We start from the raw sequence: 2,399 nt of genomic DNA on the forward strand, positions 1-2,399 counted from the left end.
GCTGTTTCAGTAGATACATTACCACTTGTATCGGTTACCGTTAGGGTTACCGTATTCTCACCAACATCTGCACTGGTAAAGTCTGTGATGTCTAAAACTAAACTCTCTAGACCACAATTATCACTGCTACCAGCATCTATTTGATCGGCTGTAATACTCGCTTCGCCGTTATCGTCGAGATCTATTAAAATATCCTGAGTAATTACTGCTGGCGCCATATTATCTTCAACTGTAACTATTGCTGTTAATGAAGATTCGTTTCCATTAACATCAGTAACGGTTAAAGTTACTGTATTAGCTCCAACATTAGAACAATCGAATTCAGTTACATCTAATACTAAACTTTCAATACTACAATTATCAGTACTACCATTGTCTATTTCAGCTGCTGTAACACTTACTTCACCGTTTTCATCTAATTCAAGCGTAATATCTTGGGTTACAACTGTTGGTTCGGTATTATCTTCTACCGTTACAGTGGCTGTTTCTGAAGATTCATTGCCATTGACATCAGTTACCGTTAAGGTTACCGTGTTAACACCGACATTGCTACAATCAAATGTAGTGACATCTAAAGTTAAACTTTCAACTTCTGTGTTATCGGTACTACCCGCATCTATTTCTGCTGCTGTAATAATCGCTTCACCGTTTTCATCTAATTCAACCGTTATATCTTGTGTAATGACTACTGGTGGTATGTTATCACCTACAGTAACAATTGCTGTTTCAGTGGATACATTACCGTTTACATCGGTTACTGTTAGGGTTACAGTATTCTCACCAACATCTGCACTGGTAAAGTCTGTGATGTCTAAAACTAAACTCTCTAGACCACAATTATCACTACTACCAGCATCTATTTGGTCGGCTGTAATACTAGCTTCGCCGTTATCGTCGAGATCTACTAAAATATCTTGAGTAATTACTATTGGCGCTATATTATCTTCAACAGTAACTACTGCTGCTGATGAAAATTCGTTACCATTAACATCGGTTACGGTTAATGTGACTGTATTAGCTCCAACATTAGAACAATCAAAATCTGTTGTATCTAATACTAAACTTTCTATACCACAATTATCACTGCTACCATTGTCAATTTGGTCTGCTGTAATATTTGCTTCACCGTTTTCATCTAATTCAAGCGTGATATCTTGGGTTACAACTGTTGGTTCGGTATTATCTTCTACCGTTACAGTGGCTGTTTCTGAAGATTCATTGCCATTGACATCAGTTACCGTTAAGGTTACCGTGTTAACACCGACATTGCTACAATCAAATGTAGTGACATCTAAAGTTAAACTTTCAACTTCTGTGTTATCGGTACTACCCGCATCTATTTCTGCTGCTGTAATACTCGCTACACCATTTTCATCTAATTCAACTGTGATATCTTGGGTCAGTACTGTTGGTGCTGCATTATCACCTATAGAAACAATTGCTGTTTCAGTAGATACATTACCACTTGTATCGGTGACCGTTAGGGTTACCGTATTCTCACCAACATCTGCACTGGTAAAGTCTGTGATGTCTAATACTAAACTCTCTAGACCACAATTATCACTGCTACCATTATCGATCTGGTCGGCGGTAATACTCGCTTCGCCGTTACCGTCGAGATCTATTAAAATATCCTGAGTAATTACTGCTGGCGCTATATTATCTTCAACTGTAACTACTGCTGATGATGAAAATTCGTTACCATTAACATCAGTAACGGTTAAAGTTACTGTATTAGCTCCAACATTAGAACAATCGAATTCAGTCACATCTAATACCAAACTTTCTATTCCGCAATTATCAGTACTACCATTGTCAATTTGGTCTGCTGTAACACTTACTTCACCATTAGCGTCTAGCTGAACTGTGATGTCTTGTGTTAAGACTGTTGGCGCTAAGTTATCTTCTACTGTTACTATTGCCGTTCCTGTAGCCTCATTACCTGAAGTATCGGTTACGGTTAAAGTTACTGTATTTTCGCCTATCATTGAACAATCAAATTCAGTGACATCTAATACTAAACTCTCAATGCCAGTGTTATCAGTACTACCCGCATCTATTTCTGCTGCTGTAATACTCGCTTCTCCATTTTCATCTAAAGCAACTGTAATGTCCTGGGTCAATACTGTTGGAACCGTATCATCACCAATTGTTACAATGGCGGTTTCTGAAGATACATTACCACTTGTATCGGTTACCGTTAGGGTTACCGTATTCTCACCAACATCTGCACTGGTAAAGTCTGTGATGTCTAAAACTAAACTCTCTAGACCACAATTATCACTGCTACCAGCATCTATTTGGTCGGCTGTAATACTCGCTTCACCGTTGTCGTCAAGATCTATTAAAATATCCTGAGTAATAACTATTGGCGCTATATTATCTTCAACAGTTACAAC

At 38.1% G+C, this 2,399-nt stretch carries 1 protein-coding gene; it reads right to left on the reverse strand.

The annotated features are described in order from the left end of the window. On the reverse strand, positions 1 to 2,399 hold a 2,399-nt coding region (locus tag BUB82_RS11810; RefSeq protein ID WP_394331621.1), incomplete at both ends, for a beta strand repeat-containing protein.

It is taken from the genome of Psychroflexus salarius, assembly GCF_900129035.1.
GTDB classification, from domain to species: domain Bacteria; phylum Bacteroidota; class Bacteroidia; order Flavobacteriales; family Flavobacteriaceae; genus Psychroflexus; species Psychroflexus salarius.